Source organism: Paenibacillus sp. HGH0039, from assembly GCF_000411255.1.
Classification (GTDB): domain Bacteria; phylum Bacillota; class Bacilli; order Paenibacillales; family NBRC-103111; genus Paenibacillus_F.
In genome coordinates this window covers 2,561,974-2,579,220 of record NZ_KE150413.1, presented here as the reverse complement: position 1 = coordinate 2,579,220, position 17,247 = coordinate 2,561,974, and the positions used below count along the sequence as shown (strand labels likewise).

13 protein-coding genes and 2 pseudogenes are annotated in these 17,247 nt (G+C 52.1%); 3 read left to right on the top strand and 12 right to left on the bottom strand.

The window, feature by feature from the left end:
• Positions 1 to 147 precede the first annotated feature (147 nt).
• From HMPREF1207_RS26130 to HMPREF1207_RS30830, 7 genes and pseudogenes are all read right to left on the bottom strand, one after another.
• Positions 148 to 1,899 (bottom strand): ABC transporter ATP-binding protein, encoded by a 1,752-nt coding sequence (locus tag HMPREF1207_RS26130; protein ID WP_009673850.1) that lies wholly within the window; start codon positions 1,897 to 1,899, stop codon positions 148 to 150.
• Positions 1,900 to 1,953: 54 nt separating this feature from the next.
• Positions 1,954 to 3,003: a FecCD family ABC transporter permease gene (locus HMPREF1207_RS26125; protein WP_009673852.1), complete on the bottom strand. Its 1,050-nt coding sequence runs from the start codon at positions 3,001 to 3,003 to the stop codon at positions 1,954 to 1,956.
• A 1-nt stretch (position 3,004) separates the two neighbouring features.
• On the bottom strand, positions 3,005 to 4,057 hold the full coding sequence (locus tag HMPREF1207_RS26120; protein WP_009673539.1) for a FecCD family ABC transporter permease: 1,053 nt from the start codon (positions 4,055 to 4,057) through the stop codon (positions 3,005 to 3,007).
• Between the two features lie 478 nt (positions 4,058 to 4,535).
• A complete protein-coding gene (locus HMPREF1207_RS26115) occupies positions 4,536 to 7,820 on the bottom strand; it encodes a PQQ-binding-like beta-propeller repeat protein (protein ID WP_009673595.1) in 3,285 nt (1,094 codons plus the stop codon).
• Positions 7,821 to 8,234: 414 nt separating this feature from the next.
• Positions 8,235 to 9,296 carry a 23S rRNA (adenine(2503)-C(2))-methyltransferase RlmN gene (gene rlmN, locus HMPREF1207_RS26110; RefSeq protein WP_009673797.1) on the bottom strand — a complete coding sequence of 354 codons (1,062 nt, stop codon included), beginning with the start codon at positions 9,294 to 9,296 and terminating at the stop codon, positions 8,235 to 8,237.
• Positions 9,297 to 9,461: 165 nt separating this feature from the next.
• Positions 9,462 to 10,223: an AAA family ATPase gene (locus tag HMPREF1207_RS26105; RefSeq protein WP_016424156.1), complete on the bottom strand. Its 762-nt coding sequence runs from the start codon at positions 10,221 to 10,223 to the stop codon at positions 9,462 to 9,464.
• 127 nt (positions 10,224 to 10,350) lie between these two features.
• Positions 10,351 to 10,536 (bottom strand): annotated as a pseudogene (locus HMPREF1207_RS30830) (DinB family protein); the annotation flags it as partial.
• 236 nt (positions 10,537 to 10,772) lie between these two features.
• Here HMPREF1207_RS30830 and HMPREF1207_RS26095 point away from each other — a divergent pair.
• Positions 10,773 to 11,497 (top strand): annotated as a pseudogene (locus HMPREF1207_RS26095) (IS1595 family transposase).
• Positions 11,498 to 11,586: 89 nt separating this feature from the next.
• Positions 11,587 to 11,817 (top strand): hypothetical protein, encoded by a 231-nt coding sequence (locus HMPREF1207_RS26090; RefSeq protein ID WP_016424154.1) that lies wholly within the window; start codon positions 11,587 to 11,589, stop codon positions 11,815 to 11,817.
• Between the two features lie 157 nt (positions 11,818 to 11,974).
• Here HMPREF1207_RS26090 and HMPREF1207_RS26085 read toward each other — a convergent pair whose 3' ends face one another.
• Positions 11,975 to 12,235, bottom strand: a complete 261-nt coding sequence (locus HMPREF1207_RS26085) for a WYL domain-containing protein (RefSeq protein WP_009673653.1) — start codon at positions 12,233 to 12,235, stop codon at positions 11,975 to 11,977.
• A 535-nt stretch (positions 12,236 to 12,770) separates the two neighbouring features.
• On the opposite strand from HMPREF1207_RS26085, the gene HMPREF1207_RS26080 reads away from it, so the two are divergent.
• Positions 12,771 to 13,220: a hypothetical protein gene (locus HMPREF1207_RS26080; RefSeq protein ID WP_016424153.1), complete on the top strand. Its 450-nt coding sequence runs from the start codon at positions 12,771 to 12,773 to the stop codon at positions 13,218 to 13,220.
• A gap of 24 nt (positions 13,221 to 13,244) precedes the next feature.
• Here HMPREF1207_RS26080 and HMPREF1207_RS30825 read toward each other — a convergent pair whose 3' ends face one another.
• From HMPREF1207_RS30825 to HMPREF1207_RS26065, 4 genes are all read right to left on the bottom strand, one after another.
• Positions 13,245 to 13,352: an IS3 family transposase gene (locus HMPREF1207_RS30825; protein WP_138918163.1), complete on the bottom strand. Its 108-nt coding sequence runs from the start codon at positions 13,350 to 13,352 to the stop codon at positions 13,245 to 13,247.
• Between the two features lie 168 nt (positions 13,353 to 13,520).
• Complete coding sequence (locus HMPREF1207_RS26075) at positions 13,521 to 14,525, bottom strand: DUF418 domain-containing protein (protein ID WP_009673625.1); 1,005 nt, start codon at positions 14,523 to 14,525, stop codon at positions 13,521 to 13,523.
• A 4-nt stretch (positions 14,526 to 14,529) separates the two neighbouring features.
• The gene (locus HMPREF1207_RS26070) at positions 14,530 to 16,473 is read right to left on the bottom strand and encodes an FtsX-like permease family protein (RefSeq protein ID WP_009673726.1); all 1,944 of its coding nucleotides are present in this window, start codon (positions 16,471 to 16,473) and stop codon (positions 14,530 to 14,532) included.
• Positions 16,448 to 17,218 (bottom strand): ABC transporter ATP-binding protein, encoded by a 771-nt coding sequence (locus HMPREF1207_RS26065; protein WP_009673815.1) that lies wholly within the window; start codon positions 17,216 to 17,218, stop codon positions 16,448 to 16,450. The genes HMPREF1207_RS26070 and HMPREF1207_RS26065 overlap by 26 nt, the downstream gene beginning before the upstream one ends.
• Positions 17,219 to 17,247: the final 29 nt, after the last annotated feature.

Genomic DNA, 17,247 nt, shown 5'->3' with positions numbered 1-17,247 from the left:
TCCTTCCTTGTAATCCTGTGCGCTCTCGCCTGATCTTTATGTAAAACAATAAGACGTATGCCTCCGGATAAAGCTTGCGCTTGCAGCTCCGGGGCTCAGCGGGCAAGAACGCGAAGCGTGATCTCAAACCGTTCCGGCAGCCCGTTCTTAACCCGGCACTGCACTTCCGAGCTTGTTAAGCAGCTCGGCGCCGAATTGCGCCGCATAGAGCTTGCTGTAGGCACCGCCCCCGGCAAGCAGTTCTTCGTGGCTTCCCTGTTCGGCGATGCCCTCTTTCGTGACCACGACGATCCGGTCCGCATGCTTCACCGTAGCGAGCCTGTGTGCGATAATGAGCGTCGTCCGTCCTTTCGAAAGCTCCCAGAGCGCTTCCTGAATGACCGCTTCGGTCTCGCTATCCAGCGCCGACGTCGCCTCGTCGAGAATCAAGATCGGCGGATTTTTCAAAAACATGCGTGCGATGGAAAGCCGCTGCTTCTGTCCGCCGGAGAGCTTCACTCCCCGTTCGCCGATCCGCGTATCCAGCCCTTCGGGCAGGGAGAGGATCAGCTCTTCGAGCTGGGCTCTTTTCGCCGCCTCCCGGATTTCTCCGTCGGAAGCCCCCAGCTTGCCGTAGGCGATATTTTCGCGGATGGTGCCGTCGAACAAGAACACTTCCTGCTGGACGATTCCGATATGGGAGCGCAGCGACTCCAGCTTCATCTCGCGGACATCAATGCCGTCAATGGTGATGGCGCCGTCCGTCACTTCGTAAAACCTCGGGAGGAGGCTGCACAAGGTCGTTTTGCCCGCGCCCGAAGGGCCGACGAAAGCGACCGTTTCCCCGGGCCGGATGGACAGGTTCAGTCCGTTCAGCACGTTCTCCTTGTTTTCGTAGCCGAAGCTCACATTCTGATACCGGATATTCCCCGCAAGACGGTCAACGTCCCGCGCATCCGGAGCATCGGCGACATCGGGTTCAAGTTCCAAGATTTCGAGATATCTTTTGAAACCGGCAATCCCTTTCGGATACATTTCGATCACGGAATTGATCTGATTGATCGGTCCGAGAAATACGTTCGAAAGCATCACGAAGGCAATGAATTCGCCGTAGCTCATTTGTTTCGCCAGCACAAACCATGTTCCGCACAGTAGAACGAACAAGGAAATGATTTTCATCAGCAAATAGCTGATAGATGAATTCCAGGCCATAATCCGGTAAGCCAGAAGCTTGCTCCGTCTGAACTGCCCGTTGTTGGAAGCGAACTTGGCGATTTCATAGTTCTCGTTCGTAAAAGCTTGAACGACGCGGATGCCGCTGACATTGTTCTCCACCCGGGCGTTGTAATCCGCAATAGATTCGAACATCTTATCGAAAGCGTGCGACATTTTACGGCTGAAATAAAGCGAAAGCGAGATCATCCCCGGCACGATAATAAAGGTCAGCACGGCCAGTTTCCAGTTGATGCCGAGCATAATGCCGAATGCCCCTGCCAGGGTCATCACGGCTATAAACAAATCCTCCGGCCCGTGATGGGCGATCTCCCCGATATCCATCAAATCGTTGGTCATCCTTGAAACAAGATGCCCCGTCTTGTTGTTATCGAAGAAACGGAAAGAAAGTTTCTGCACGTGGTTAAACAGTTTGGTGCGCATATCGCTTTCAATATTGATCCCGAGCTTATGCCCCCAATAAGTGACGACGTAATGCAGGGCGGCGCTGATCACATAAATGCCGAGAAGGCCTACGCACCCCCATGCGATCCATTCCCATTTGCCGCTCGGCAGAAGATCGTCGATGACCCGGTTGACTGCCAGCGGAAAAGCGAGCTCAAGTACGGCGGCTATGATCGCGCAGCTAAAATCGAGCAGAAACAAGCCTTTGTACGGTTTGTAGTAGGCAAAAAAACGGCGGAGCATAAAGCACCTCTCTTTCTGTAAACCTTCCTTGGCGGCAGTAGCCGGCAGGCTCTTCTACTCCGTCTTGGACCGCGCAAGCAGATACAAGAAATAAGGAGCGCCAATGACCGCGACCACAATTCCGGCAGGCATTTCGGAAGGCTGCAGCACCCAGCGGCCGAGCGTGTCGGCTGCGCATACAAGCAGCGCCCCGGCAAGGGCTGCGGCCGGGAGAAGGACTTTGTGGCCCGGTCCCACCAGTCTGCGGGCCAGATGCGGGGCGATGAGCCCGACGAAGCCTATTCCGCCGCTTACCGCAACGCAGGAGCCCGCGAGACCGACGGCGGAAGCGAGGAGCAGGAACCGCTCCCTCTCCACGGGAGCGCCAAGTCCCAAGGCCAGCTGATCGCCCAGGTTGAGCACATCGAGCACCCGCGCTTTGCAGAATACGTAGATCGACAGAATGACGATCCAAGGAAGGAGCGCGATCACAAACTTCCAGGTCGTCCCCCAAATGCTTCCCGCCATCCATGTGGCCACGAACTGGTATTTCTCCGGAGAGATCCGTAGTGTCAGTACGATGGTCGCGGCGCTGATTCCGGCCGCCACGGCGATACCCGACAACAGGAGCCGGGTTGGAGACAACCCCTCGTTACGCTTGAAAGCAAGCGTATAAATCAGCATCGCCGTCCCACCGGCGCCCGCCAGAGCGAGTACGGGAAGCAGGAAGACCGGAGCGGCAGCGGCAGAGGGATAGAAGCAGATAAATAGCAGAACCGCAAGTCCCGCTCCGGCATTGATGCCCAAAATCCCGGGATCGGCCAGCGCATTGCGCGAGATGCCCTGCAAAATGGCTCCGGATATCGCCAGACCCGCCCCCGCAAGCATCGAAAGCACGATGCGGGGCAGCCGGAAATCGAACAGGATCAAGGATTGCTTCCGTGTCCCTTCTCCGATAAGCGTTGTGAAGAGCTCCGTGGGAGAAAGCCGGATAAAGCCGATGTTCATACTGATGACAAACGTAAGGACAAGAAGCAGACCGAAAATAACGAGAATCGCGATATTTCTTCTTTTCCGCTTTTTCTCATGTGCCAAAATGGGCGAGTAGTCCAGATTCAGGTTCACGCTACAGCTCCCTCCTTTCTTTGCGTGTCAGGTAGAGGAAGAACGGAACCCCGATTAGTGCAATCAATGCCCCGATGGGCGTTTCGTAAGGAGGGTGGATCATTCTGGCCGCCAGATCGGACACAACGACCAGCAGGCTGCCGAGCACCGCGGAGCACGGTATGATCCAGCGGTAATCCACGCCGACCAGATAGCGCGTCAGATGCGGAATGATCAGCCCGACGAAGCCCACCGCTCCGACGACGGAGACGGACGCTCCCGCGAGAATGAGAACAACAACCGTGCCGCCCAGTTTCACGAGTCCGGTCCGCTGCCCCAATCCTTTGGCGATTTCGTCTCCCAGACTGAGCATCGTAATCGAACGGGAAAGCGCGATGGCGCCCAGCAGCGCGGCCAAAAACCACGGCAGCATGACCTTGAGCTGAACCCAGGTGGTTCCGCTTACGCCTCCCGCATACCAGAAAGCAATGTCCTGTCCGATATGAAAATATAAGGCGATCCCTTCGCTCAGCGCGGAAAGAAGAGCGCTCAAAGCCGCTCCCGCGAGAACCAGCCGCAGCGGCGTCAAGCCGCCTTTGGCCATGGAGCCGATCCCGTAGATCAGCACGGCCCCGCCGGCCGCACCGAGAAAAGACATGAGAATAAGCTTGGAATAGGCCAGGCCCGGGAAAAAAGCGAAGCAGAGCGCCAGCATAAAGCCCGCGCCCGCGTTCAGGCCGAGAAGACCCGAGTCCGCGAGGGGGTTCCTCGTCATGCCCTGCATGATCGCTCCGGCAACCGCGAAGCTCGCCCCTACCATGGCGCCGCCCAGCACGCGCGGCATCCTCAGATCGGCGATAATCTGATGCTGTGTAGATTCCGGGTTGAAATGAAAGACAGCTTCCCAGACTGTCGAGAATAAAATGTCGGCTGCCCCGAATGAAACCGATACCCCTATTCCCAATACCAGGAGGAGAATCCCCGCTGTGAGAATGAGGGCTGCGGCCAGCGGACGGGTGCGAAGCGGAACGGATGAAGCTGCTTGCGTTTCCCTTGCTGCATTTTGCTGAATCATACCTGCCACCCTGTACGTTAGTATTTGGTGAGACTCTTATCAGTGATATTGATTCTCATTATCACAAGATTCAGTTTAAGCGACATCTTTTTCCTGGGCAATGGACAAAAGCGAGAATTTTTTTGTACAAAAGAGAAAAGTTTTGCAGTGCGCGGACCCTGTTATCAAAATCAAAACCGTTAAATAGCCGGACGGTTGTCTCCTTCCAACGAAAATAAGCCGCCCCTCCGGACGGCTTTGAAGCAATTGCTTCTATAATATAAACAGAGTCACTTATTCTCGCCCGCCTGACTTTTAACGGCCCGCTTTACGCGGCCGGCATGAATCCCTCGGCGCAAAAACGCGGCGATACCGGGCTAAACGGCGGGCTGTAAAAGAACCGGTTCACCGCTTCCGCCGGTAACCTGCAAGACGCAGTAAACGGACAGCCGAATAGCGGCTTTCCGTTTGCTTTTTGGACGCGGCTGCGTCGCTTCTTCTATAGAAAAGCCGCCAGCTTTTTTAAAACGCCCGCCTCCTCGGGGGTAAGCTTCCTGCCGCTGAATGCGTCCACCTGTTTGGTAAAAGCAAGGAGCACGGCCTCCTTCGCTTTTGAACCCCCTTTTTCTTCGGCTTTGCGTGCGGCCGTCAAGGTTGCGCATAAAGCCAGCTCGGTGCCGCGGTCGTCCGGTGCGAACTGCTTGACGAGGGAGCACATCCCTGCGTAATTGACGGCAATCTCATACGTGTAGACCGCCGTCTCCTTGTTGCCCGCCTTATCCGCCGCGGTCACGCTGATCTCGTGCTTTCCAGGCTCCTGGCTGTAGGCCGGGGCGCTCATAAGAGCTTGCGCGCACGGGTCGACGGCCAGTCCGGACAATGCGTCTGCCGCGGCGCAGCGGATCTCGATTGTCCGGTCTACGGTATAGACGGGCTCGGCGGTAAACTGAACCGAGGGGGCCGTCTTATCAAGCCGGACCGCGATCTTTCCCGGCGCCGACTGGATGCCCGCCGCGCTTATGGCCGAATACGTGACCGTGGTCACGCCTTCGGCGGCGACGGACAGCTCGGCCGCGGTGCCGTTCACAGTCACTTCGGCGGAAGGCTGCGCTCCCTCGGCCGAATAGCGCACCGCCGAAGCGTGAGCCGTCTGGATGCGGAGGAGCGCATCCCGGTTCAGCCAGCCGTCCGCGTTAGGCTCCGGAAGAATCGCGGCTGCTGCGGACGGGACCGGAGCTTCTTTTTTCTGAACGAAAAAGTCATCGTAATACGCCGAGGCGATATTGTACCGGCTCGTTACCGCAATCAGGCGGGCGTAAGCGGCGTTGGCCGGAGCCTTGCCCCGCAGCGTGACTTTCTGCCACTGGGCCAGCCTCGATTCGTCCAGATGGGTTTCAAGCGTCGAAATCGTGGCATTGTCGGCATCGAAGAATCGGAACATCAGTCCCGGCTGTCCCGATTCAATGTAAATCTGCGCTCCCGCTTCGTAATCTCCGCCTGGCTGGACCGTGATCTTGTCGCTTTGAAGCGCGACGGAAGCGGTGCGAAGCTTGTCGGTGATTTTCAGGCTTTTGGCGCCCGATACGCTCCTGTCCCCACTGACTTCGTAGAAATAATCCGTTCCGGTCGCGAACAGCGGACTCCAGCCGGGAATAACCTTATTCACGACTTGATCTTCAAAACCGGCGTTGCGGACAGGAAGAGGTGTGCCCGGCGGTTCTTCCGTTACTTCTCCGTCGACTTTCATCCGGTACAGGATTGTGTTGGTCGCTTGGTCGGTGAAGTACAAGTTGCCGTCCATTCCCAGATCAAACCGGGACGTATCCGTGAGCGTGCGGAATTCCAGCGTGTCCGGATCAATGACAGTCAATTTGTTGTTGAACAGCACATAAAGAAGTCCGTCCTCGGACCAGCGGAGCGGATGATGCGCCCACTGGGTAAAGTTGAGCTGAGGGTAAATCTTTTTGCTTTTGACGACTTCGTACGTGTGGGGGTCGATCGCGAAAATATACTCATAGGAAGCGCCCCAGATCAGCCCGTCCGGACCTGCCGCCAGATCTCCGATGAAGATCGGTTTGTCCAGACCGGGAACACGCAGCGGAAATTCGGTGATTTTCTGTTCCTTTACCCCGTCCCATACGAATATCTTGGCTTCCGCTTCCGTAGGCTCGGAACCGAGTCCGCCGCGGATCGTCGTGGAACCGAAGATTTTTCCATCATAGAAGGTCGTGCTGAGCACGCTTTGATTCTGAACGACGTTGCGGTGCACTTTAATCTCGCCGGAAGCCGGATCATACACGGTCAGAGAGCCTCCGAGCGTTCCGTACCCCGAGATCGTCGAAATGTACAGCTTGCCGAGTCCGCTCGTCATGTTCACCAGCCGTTCCTGATCGTTTTCCAGGACTGCGAGTTTTGCGGGATTCGTGTCGCCCGGCTCCTTATTCAAGTCGTATTCGAACAGGCTGCCCTCGGGATAGACGCCCATATACACTTTGGACCCGATCGGATACACGCTGTCGGCCTGCCCGATACTGAACGGCTTCGCCGTGTTGTCCGTCAAGTTGACCAGCGAGGAGCGCGCCTGCGAACCGGTTGTAATCAACTGGGTCTGGGACACGGCCGCCAGCCGGTTGACTACGCCGGGAAGACCCGGAATGACGGGCGGCTTCTGGATAACCTGCTTCGTGTCGATATTGAGGTAGGTCACTCCTCCGTCGTAACGGACCGTCACAAGCGTTTTGCCCGGAAGGTCGGGGTTGTTCTCGAATTCGACCCAATCCGCTCCCCTCAGCCCCGTTCCGTATTCCATCCCCGTTTCTTCCACCGCAAGGGTGGCGAGGTCGAACGTTTTCAGCTTCTTGTCGGACATATAATATAGCTTTCCGTTCTGCGAATCGGTCGCATGCAGGCCGGTCACGTTCTGAAGCTCGATGTCCAGCCAGGCTTCCGTTTGTGTATCGTAGATGTAACCCTCGCCGGGTACACCGCTTCCATCGGTATAACGCGCAAACAAATAGCGGTTGTCGATCGTGTCCAGATCGTAGACCGTATCGTTTTTGACCGTCAAGGATGCGGCGATGTCCGTCTTCGCGCCGGTTTGCAGATTAACCCGGACGATCTGCTTATGGGCGGTGCCGGCATACACATTGCCGCCCTGGTAAGCGATGGAGCGGACATACTCCGAGTCCAGCTGCCCGATGACGCGCCCGTAATCCTTCGTCAGCTTCGTGGCCGGGTCGTACTGGTACACTTTACCGCCCGGATACGTACCGACATACACTCTGCCCTGCTCGTCGGTCGTAATGCTGTTCGGTACGGATTGTCCGTCGAATTGGGCGACCTGAACCGGTGTATGGGTTACCGGCGAATAGCTCCAGAGCCGCGCTCCGCCTCCGTCCGCCGCCAGAAACAAGGTTCCGTCAGGCGCAACGGTGTGGGCCCAGGAGCTTTCGGACGGGGCGATCGGAATGCTGCGCAGCAGCTTATAGTCATCCAGATCGATGACGTTAAGATGCCCCGGCTTCCCTTTGCTCGTCGCATACAGCACGTTATGGCCGTCTTCCTTGCCCGCCGCGCCGTTGAATACGGCTACCGTGTAGTTGTTGGGGATGAGCAGCTCTTCCGGACTGCCGTATGTTTTCTGGGCCAGTTTGCTCGTAAGAGCCGCGGCAGGCGCTTCCGCTTCGGCCGGTTCGGCGGCCGAGGCTGCGCCGCTCCAGCCCGCGATTGTCATCATCAGACTCATGAGAACGAGAAGGGGCCGGCGGGTCTTTCCTTTTTTCATGATCGTTCCTCCTTTATCCGTACAGTTTGACAAGCGGCTTTACAAAATGTTCCGAGTTAGTGACGATCATTATTGTAAGCCTTATCATAAAATGCTTTAAGCGATTGCTCGGTCAGCTTCCTCCTTTCTAATCGACTCCGGAAGAATCCCTTTTCTATCTTTTCTGGTATCCTTCTGGTTACTATATTAGCTACAAAGGAAGAATATGTCAACAGAAATGTGGATGTATTTCTGAATTTGATAACCACGTGGTAACCTATAAATGACTTTATCCGCCTATCTTCCTCTACATGCGGCTGCCGTTATGCGAAGGCCCCCCGAACGCCGGAAGCCGCACACGGACTGCAAAAAAAAGCGTATCCCGTCCGGGGTACGCTTCATGTTTACGTTTGATGTTAGGTCCGGCTTCTTCCTTTAACCGGTCGCCTTGATCTGCTTGCTTCTTAACTGCCCGCAAGCGGCGTCAATATCCGCTCCATGCTCCAGCCGCACGCTGCAGCTTACATTCTGCTTCTTCAGAATATCGTAAAAAGCGCGCACGGATTCCTTCTCGCTCCGCTGATACTGGCTGTGCTCATCGACCGGGTTGTACGGGATGAGATTGACGTTGACCAGCGGACGGCGGTCTCCGATCAATTGCGCCAGCTCCTCCGCATGCTCCCGAGCGTCGTTCACGTCTTTAAGCAGAATGTATTCCAGGGTGAGTCTGCGGTTCGTTTTGCCCAAATAATAATCGATCGCATCCATCAATTTCTCAATGGGAATCGCTTTGTTGATTTTCATGATTCGCGTACGCAGCTCGTTGTTCGGCGCATGCAGCGAAACCGCCAAGTTCACATGGAGATCCGAATCGGCAAACTCGACGATTTTGTCGGCAAGTCCGCTTGTAGAGACCGTGATGTGTCTGGCGCCGATCGCCAGTCCTTTGTGGTCTTTGACGACGCGCAGGAAATCGGACAGATTCTCGAAATTGTCAAACGGCTCCCCGATCCCCATCACGACGATATGGCTTACGCGCTCTTCCTTGCCCGCCTTGTCCAGATAGAACTGAACTTTCATGATTTGTTCCACGATTTCCCCGGCGGACAAGTCCCGGCTCTTCTTGAGCAGGCCGCTCGCGCAGAAACTGCACCCGATATTGCAGCCGACCTGGGTCGTGACGCAGACGGATAATCCGAACTTGTGCCTCATCAGCACCGTTTCGATAAGGTTTCCGTCGGAAAGCCGGAACAGGAACTTGACGGTCCCGTCGGAAGATTCCTGCTTCACGTGTTCCTCCAGCGTCTGGAGGACAAAGTGCTCTTCCAGCAGCCCCAGGCAATCTTTATTCACGTCCGTCATATCGGCAAAACTCGCCACGCGCTTCCGGTACAGCCAGTCCCAAATCTGGGAGGCCCGGAATTTTTTATGCCCGTAGGGCTGCAGCCAGGCGGTCAACTGATCAAATGTTAATCCATAGATGGATGGTTTGTTCATTCGTACTCCTCTTTTCAGCAAAACATATCAGCCGGTCGCACCCTCGCCAAAGGGGGGGAACACAGCTTTACATTCTATCATTGTGCCAAAATTCCAAACGTAACACAAGGGCTTAAGAACAGCTGCCAATTTATAGGCTCCTGCTTCCGCTCCGTCCGCCTCATTCTATTCACCGAACAATTCCCGCAGCAACTTCTCTTTATTGTTGAGAAATTGCTTCATGATCACATAATGCTCCGTCTCCTCGAGCGTTGTTTCTTCGATCCCCTTTGCAGACAGGTGGTACATAGCAGCGTCGGGATATGCCATCAGGATGGGAGAATGGGTCGAAACGATAAACTGGGAGTTCCGGCCCACCAGCTCATGCATGCGCGCAAGCATGGCCATCTGTCTCAGCGGAGACAGCGCGGCTTCAGGTTCATCCAGAATGTAAAGGCCTTGGCCGCCGAAACGGTGAACAAAAGCGGCAAAAAACGATTCCCCGTGCGACTGTTCATGAAGTGAAACGCCCCCGTACGAGTCTTTGATGAGAGGCTGAGGCCATGAAGAATCCGCGTCAAGCTCGTCGATATTCGTAGCCAGGTTATAATAACTCTCCGCCCGGAAAAAGAAGCCGTCGCGCGCTTTCCTTACGCCCCTGGAGAGCCGGATGTACTCGTGAAGCTCCGAATGCGTCGGGTTTGTGGCAAAAGAAAAATTCAGCGTCCCGCCTTCCGGATTGAACCCCCACGCCGTAGCTATCGCTTCCATAAGCGTGGACTTGCCTGTGCCGTTCTCACCGACGATATACGTTACCTTCGGGTGAAAAACAAGTCTGTCCAGGCTCCGGACCGCATCAAGATCGAATGGATACCGCTTCCAGGAGGGGACATTTTCCCTCATCAGCTCGATGTGACGGAGAAACCGGTCATCGCTTCCGTCGTGCATGGGGCATCCTCCTCGCCTGCGCCGTCCGCTTTTCTACGGATTCACAGTTTGATTGATCGGAAATTTCGGCAGGTTAGCCGCCTTTTTCATTAAAAAAAGGACGCGTCAGACGCATCCTCATTCCGTACTATTCAGTATACCAGTATAACGCATATTCGGTCATAACGGAAGACTGGCCGATTTGGCGCAGCATAGCCGAAAGATTCCCCCTGTGGTAAGTTCCGTGATTGGCCACCTGAAAAAGAACTTCGGCATAGCTCGTATCCCGCTTGCGCGTATACGGGTTGTCGAGCATAAACCGCTCATCGAGATCATTTCCTGCCGGTATACCGATTCGGGAAGCTCTTTTAACCGCTTGAAAATCGTTTCGTTCGCCCAATTGTGAAACCTGTACATTTCGATTGCCTGATGCTTGCTCATCTGTCCCCACTCCTTTTTCTTATTGAGTTCAGTTTAAAAGAAGGCTCCGTTAAAGTTAGTTGTTGATTATCGTTTTCCAGGAACAAATCTTCTACAATTAAACTAACTATAATAGGGTTGGTGATGGCTGTGAGAGCAACTGAAATTCTTAAAGCCATTCAAAAACTAAATCCAGCAGAGAAACATCGATTACGAGAATAATTAATAGATGCACTTACTGCATCAAGCTCGACTGGAACCGTTCTTCACGAAATATCTGAACGTAAAATTTTGAAGGTATCGTTGAAATGGACGAGACCTATTTCTTGTACTCAGAAAAAGGACAAAGAAAAATCAAAGATAGAAAGCCTCGCAAACGTGGTGGTTCAGCAAAAAAGCGTGGTATAAGCAATGAACAAGTATGTGTATTGGTTGCGAGGGACCTTGACAAGATGACTGTTTCGCAGGTATTGGGAATGGGAAGATTAACAAAAGAACAATCGGATAAAGCTATCGGTCATAAACTTTCAAGTGAGAATATATTATGTACCGATTCTTGGCGTGCCTTTAAGACTTATACTGCCGAAAAGAAAATGGATATTTACCAATTCAAGTCAGACGGAAAGATTCGCACAAAAGGTCTGTACCACATTCAGAATGTTAACAATTACCACAGAAGACTTTAGGCGTGGATACAACGATTTAACGTTGTTGCTACTAAGTACCTTAACAATTACCTTGCTTGGTTTCAGGTATTAGAAAGCATTCAACATCAAAGAAATGAAGTTACTATGAACGACTTGATTATTAGAGGGAATTTGATAAAAAGTTCGGAAACCTATGATACAATTAGATTAACTAAATTTGTGATTTAACATTATATCTCATTCAACTAACGGGGCAGGATAATTGAATAAAGAAGATTGAAAGGAAAGTAATTCACAAAAAAAGGGAGGTATAAAAGGTGGACTTATTCCTCTGGATAACGATTGGTTTCATAATAATCGGATTTGTTGTTGTCACTTCTATGAAAAAAGGTATGGAAAGTAAGCTCGCTTTTATAACAGCAAGTATGGAAGACGAGGAAAGTTCAACAAAAGCTAAATCCATAATTTGGTGGATAGTGAGTGCCACAGCTTGGGGAATAGTGAGTATGATTCTTATTGTTTGGTGGTTTCATAATCACTTTGGTTAACTGCTGGTTTCAAATGTACTTAAACAAACCGGTGCGTGAGTTGAAGAAGACTATACTAAGAATTAGAACTTGCAGATAATCGGAAGTTCTAATTCTTTAATACATATCAACATTAAACTTTAACAAAGCCTAAAAGAAAAAGACTGACATCTGCATGTCAACCTTCTGTGTAAAGATTCCTCATTTTTTCGATCCGCTGCCGGATGTCTTCGATAAGCTCGCCGGGTTCCAGCACTTCCACTCCGTCTCCGAAGCTGAGAATCGATTCCGCAAGCCAGGAAGAAGGGGGATAGCCTCGCCTCCACGCGCCTCCGTGCGGATAGTCTGGAGCTTCCGGATCGTCTCCTCCGCTTTCTCGTCCTCCCCGAAGAGTGTCGAGATGCTTTAAAGCACCGTGATATGGATACAAGACGTTCAAGCTTCATGAAGATCCTCCACAATATGGAAGTAAATGGTTTTTCTTCGTCTTTCATTATAGCACAAAGAAAACGGACCTCCCGGTCCGCTTTCTTCTATTTACAAGGTACGTGTTCTTTGATCAGGGCGCCTCAGGCAGAAGCCGGTCCAGGTAAAAGATGTGGGTGAGCCGTTTCGGCGTGAAGTCCGAAGCGAATCCGACGTTAAGCAGAACGATTTAAACAAAGTTTAAACGAGATTTAAACTTACAAATATATTCATTAAATATACTATATGGTAACATCTTTCCTAGTAGTACCAATACTCCAGTAGGAGTGAGGGTATTAAATAGACCCATTTCTGATTCGCTGCGAAGCTTGATCAGATGTGGTTCTTACGGGCGCAAATTCCATGTAATTCAAAGCATTTACGCATATTAATCTTGCAATCTAACTTACTTTGTAAATACAGGATAGGCGTACTTTTGCGGAAAGGAGAACCTGTACTTATTTAAGTGTGTTCGAACGAAGCAATCTAAAAAAATTGGAGGAATGAAAATGCAACTGAAAATGAAAAAGACAATCGTATCATTAATTCTCGCGACAATCGTTAGTTCTTTTCTAGCAATATCCACATTTGCAAACAGCTATACTTGGTCATTTAAACTTGACCACAGGGTGATTGACGGCTCAAGTAGTGAAAATAATAAATTCTATAGTTTAGATGCAGGGGTCCTTGGTTTTAGTGGAGCTGTAAGTGTATATTCCTTAGATCCATATTCCACATACGAATTGGAGCCTGTAAAAATTTTAGTATATGAGCGTAAATTCGGTTTAGACAGGTTCGTAGGATCAACAACCGTAACACCGGGTAGACAATCCGCTCAAACTTTCTTTACAAACTTCGGGTCTCAACCTGCAGGAAGTTATTATATTAAAGCCATAAAAGATAAGGATGATGGAAACAACATCGAGGCAACCGGATCAATTAATACTTTTAACAATTAGATCCCAATAAGTTAGACACTACTGTTACGCAGCCTGTGAGGCACGAGCTCGGTACTGTACCGGGCTCATGCCTTTTGGCTTTTTCTTGATACCTTCGTGATTGTGATCGTTAACATATTGCTCCAACTTCACAGTGTGTTATCGTCCTTTAGGCGCTGAAAGCTTGGTCCAGCATGATGGATACAAGTGAATAGACTGGGCGCGATTCAAGTGGTACGCAGTGATTTCTCCTTTATACCGAAAAAATGCACCTCCAATTGTTAGATGGTGTCTAACAATTGGGGTGCACATCGGGAGCGGTTATCCGTTTACGGTCGTCTCGCTCATACCGGAGGAATGCCGGACGGACTTTTTCCCGTATGTCCCCAGCCGCCACACATACTCCGCGGGTCCCATCCGGAAATAGCGGAACCACCATGTGCTCGCGGCCATCTGTATCAGGAGAATACCCGCCGCCGTCAAAGCCAGCTGACTGGAATGTATCCGCTGCGGCCAGTTAAAGAGCGCGCTCAGCGACAAGATCATCACGGTCTGCATGAGATAATTGGTCAGCGCCATTCGCCCCAGATAGTTAAGGGGCGCCAGCAGCCGCTGAGCCAGACGGCTCCGAAGTATGAGTGTCAGGGCCGTGACGTAAAACACGCTGAACGAAAGACCGCCTGCCGCAAGAGCCACATCGACCATCCCCGTCCGCTCGAGAATTTCTTCCTGCACATAGTAAGACGGGACAAGGAACAGAAAGGAAACGGTCATTGTAAGGAGAAGACCGCGCCGGTAGCGATCCGTTTGTCGGAAAAGTCCAATCTGCCCCGCCCACAATCCAAGGAGAAACAGTCCCCAAATCTCCAGAAGAAATACCGTAAAACAACCGGCGATCGTCAGAATAAAACCCGTCAAAAACACAACGGCCGGTTTTAGCTTAAAGAAAGGCATCAGCAGAAACCCGAGGATCGAATAGATCAAAAGCGCTTCTCCAGGCTGAAAGAAGTGATGCGCCAAACCGATCGCCAGCAGCAGCAGGAGCCTCCGCGTAAACAAGAGCATGGCGCGATCTCCCCGTTCTTTCGCCCGAGATACGAAGAGGTAGAAACCGACTCCGAAAAGAAAGGAAAAGATGACAAAAAAACGGTGACTGACAGCTATGTTCATAAACGCATTGACTGCAGCATCCGCGGCAGTTTTGTCCGTTGTCGCGAAAACCATCTGGCCGATATTAATGAAAATGATCCCGAGCAGCGCAAACCCTCTTAAATAATCCAGCGTTTCAATTCGATTGTTGTTCTTCACGCTTGCCTCTGTTTTCATAAATCTAGACCATCCATTTGTTCAAGGTGCGTACGTAGCGAGAACGCACGATGACGAAGTAAACCGCCTGCGCGGCGAGGAAACCGGCCGATGCGATCAGGGCAGGGCCAAGCGAATTGGCAACCCCAAAGCGGTTCATGACGGGGCCCAGAACGACAACGGTCTGAACGGTAGAGACGACGATCGGCGTAAAAAACAGCAGCGCGATCTGAACCGTCGCCGATTTTCTCATTTCGCCGGCGCTTAAACCGATCTTGGAAAGCGCGCGGTACATTTGGCTGTCCGCAGCCAGCTCCGTATGAAGCTTGAAATAAAGAAAGCTTGCAGTCGATATCGAGAAAATAAGCGCGATAAACACCCCGATAAACCGGAACAGCGATGTAGCCTGCTGCAGCTGCAAGAAGCTGTGGGCCCGGGTTGAAATGAAGCTGTCCGTTTGGCGCTTTTTCTGAAGCTCGTCGTGCCATTCCAGCAATTTTTTGCCGGCAATCGATTCCGGAATGTCGAATTCGGGCAGCTTGCCCGTGTTCCACTCGGGAACCACAAAGGCGAATCGCCGCGAGCTAATTCGGTTCTCTTTCTCGGACTCGGCTTTTAACCGTTTAAACTCGTTATCTTCCAAGACAAGCAGCGTTCCGGAGCTGAACATGGAAACAAGCGATTCCTCGGTCCGTGTCTGGGTGACTTTCAAAGCCCCCGGCAGATTCTCCAGTTCGATCGTGCCCACCGGAATCTTCTTTCCTCCCGGATCTTTCGTATAAAATACCGCGGCTTCACCTGGTTGAAGAGCTTCCATTCTAGTCAGCCCGCGATTGTAGGTATCCGCGATCTTATTAAACTGGCTGACCGAGATCGGCTCAACATAATAGCGCGGCATTCCTTTAAGAGAAACATAGAAAGTCTCCGTCTCCAACTGCTTATAAGAAACACCGGCCTCCTTAAGTATGCCGTCTATGACCTTCAATTCTTTGTCTATGTTCTCCAAGGAGTAGGAAGTGAACCGAAACGCCGACGGATCGTTCAAATAATACGCCCGGTTCTCCTGCTCGAAGGACAGGACGAAGCCCGCACTCATGCAGGAAACGGACGTCACGACCGTCACAAGAAACAACATCCTGGCGTTGTCTTTGAGCTTGTAGCTGAACTCAGACACCCACAACAGCCGCGTGCCCCGCCACACTCTCTTCCGGCTGCGCTTCACGATACGGATGACCCATACGGTAAGTTGTGAATAAAACAGGTACGTACCCGCAATCCCCGTTACTGCCGCTATAAAGATATTGCCGGGTTCCAGTTCCCCGATCCGCAGCGCCATAAGGCCTGCCGTGAGCAGAACAATACCGAGCAGACAGAGCCAGATTGACAGCTTCGGCTCTTTTTTCGGCTTTTTGCTGCCGTTCAGAAGCTCCAGAACGTTATTTTTACGGATAAAAAGCAGGGTCAACAGGGAAATAACGAGAAACAAAAGCGCGAAGGAACCCGCGGTCAGAAGAATAGCCCGGAATGGCCAGTAAAACGGCAAATCTTCCATTCCCGTCATTTTCATACTGATGAGCAAGAACAGCTTGGACAGAAAAATCCCGCTGAAAATGCCCGTAACGATGGAGGCGGCTCCGACCAGCATGTTTTCCAGGAAAATCAACCGGTTGATCTGGCTCGAATCCGCACCGAGAATCGTTAAAATGCCGAATTCCTTGTTTCTCGATTTGAGAAACATGCTGATGGAATACAGAACGAAGAAAAATGAAAAAACGAACACGACATAAGCGGCGGCCTGCATCCCGGCTCGGGTCATCGGTCCCATCAGAGAACGGTCGAGCTGAGGATGATAAATGAATACGGCATACGTGAAAAAAATCATCACCGTAAACGCGCTGCTCAGAAAATAGGCAAAGTAAGCCCGGCCGTTGCGCTTGACGTTGTTAAACGCGAATTGAGGAAAGTTCATTCGTATTCCCTCCCCAGAAAGACAGTGTATCGATGATGTTCTGGAAAAACGTCTGCCTGCTGTCGCCACGGTGAATTTCGGCGGCCAGCTTTCCGTCCTTGATAAAAACGATGCGGTGACAGTAGCTTGCCGCGAGAGGATCGTGCGTCACGAGCATAAGCGTCGTACCTTCGCGCTCGTTGATTTCCGCGAGAGACTCCATCACGACGCGCGAGGCGTTGGAGTCCAGCGAGCCTGTCGGTTCGTCCGCAAGGAGCAGGACCGGAGAGGTGATGACAGCCCTCGCGATAGCCGTCCGCTGGCGCTGTCCGCCGGATATCTCGTAGACGCGTTTGCCGAGAATATCCGTGATGCCAAGGCGCTCGGCAACTTCCTGCAGCTTGCGCTCCATTTCGCCGAGCTTGCGGTTGTCCAGCGTCAGCGGCAGCACGATGTTTTCCGCAACCGTCAATGTATCCAGCAGGTTGAAATCCTGAAAGACGAAGCCGAGCTGCCTGCGGCGGAACACGGCGAGGTCTTTTTTCTTCATCCGGTACGGATTTTCCCCGTTGATGCTCACTTCACCCGAACTCGGCCGGTCAATGGTCGACACCATGTTCAGCAGCGTCGTTTTTCCGCTTCCCGAAGGGCCCATGACTCCGACAAACTCGCCTTTCCCGATCGTTAAATGAATATCCGTCAAAGCATGGGTCACGACTTTGCCCGGATACGTTTTATGGAGGGCTTTGACTTGCAAAATATCCATGTTTCTCACTCCTGTCCCGGAATTCTCTG

What these genes read in the sequence shown, in the direction of transcription:
- rlmN (WP_009673797.1), bottom strand. Translation starts at nt 9,296, where the DNA reads ATGAACAAACCATCCATCTATGGATTAACATTTGATCAGTTGACCGCC.
- HMPREF1207_RS26080 (WP_016424153.1), top strand. Translation starts at nt 12,771, where the DNA reads ATGCAACTGAAAATGAAAAAGACAATCGTATCATTAATTCTCGCGACA.
- HMPREF1207_RS26130 (WP_009673850.1), bottom strand. Translation starts at nt 1,899, where the DNA reads ATGCTCCGCCGTTTTTTTGCCTACTACAAACCGTACAAAGGCTTGTTT.
- HMPREF1207_RS26070 (WP_009673726.1), bottom strand. Translation starts at nt 16,473, where the DNA reads ATGAACTTTCCTCAATTCGCGTTTAACAACGTCAAGCGCAACGGCCGG.
- HMPREF1207_RS26115 (WP_009673595.1), bottom strand. Translation starts at nt 7,820, where the DNA reads ATGAAAAAAGGAAAGACCCGCCGGCCCCTTCTCGTTCTCATGAGTCTG.
- HMPREF1207_RS26120 (WP_009673539.1), bottom strand. Translation starts at nt 4,057, where the DNA reads ATGATTCAGCAAAATGCAGCAAGGGAAACGCAAGCAGCTTCATCCGTT.
- HMPREF1207_RS26075 (WP_009673625.1), bottom strand. Translation starts at nt 14,525, where the DNA reads ATGAAAACAGAGGCAAGCGTGAAGAACAACAATCGAATTGAAACGCTG.
- HMPREF1207_RS26065 (WP_009673815.1), bottom strand. Translation starts at nt 17,218, where the DNA reads ATGGATATTTTGCAAGTCAAAGCCCTCCATAAAACGTATCCGGGCAAA.
- HMPREF1207_RS26105 (WP_016424156.1), bottom strand. Translation starts at nt 10,223, where the DNA reads ATGCACGACGGAAGCGATGACCGGTTTCTCCGTCACATCGAGCTGATG.